This window comes from Bradyrhizobium sp. Kon37 (assembly GCF_055807535.1).
In genome coordinates this window covers 1-327 of the sequence record NZ_JBVVOY010000200.1, presented here as the reverse complement: position 1 = coordinate 327, position 327 = coordinate 1, and the positions used below count along the sequence as shown (strand labels likewise).

Annotated in this window: 1 protein-coding gene; it reads right to left on the bottom strand. The window is 44.3% G+C overall.

The window, feature by feature from the left end:
- Positions 1-167: 167 nt before the first annotated feature.
- Positions 168-327: tail fiber assembly protein (locus AC0L3J_RS37795; RefSeq protein WP_136691593.1), on the bottom strand; the 160-nt coding region annotated here is incomplete at its 5' end.

Here is a 327-nt window from a genome sequence, read left to right as displayed (position 1 = left end):
ACACAAAAGATTCCGAAGAAGGCTTAACACATATACACTCAGAGCATTTCGAGAATGTTAAAACCAAGGTTCAAGGTACTGTAGTAATGTTTTCCGCTTCAGGAAAAAAATAGCATCCAACCGCAGCATGTTCTTGCTTAAGACGTGCTGCGGCATAATCCCAATGATTACTCCCTGACAGGGTTCGTAGGCCACTCAATATCAGGTGCAGTTGATGTATCAACACGGTTCAGCAACACCCGATATTTTTTCCAGGCTTCCAGCAATGAGGTTTCTTCCTCCGTTGCGATTTCCAGATCTACAGCATCCTGAAGTGGCGCAATATGC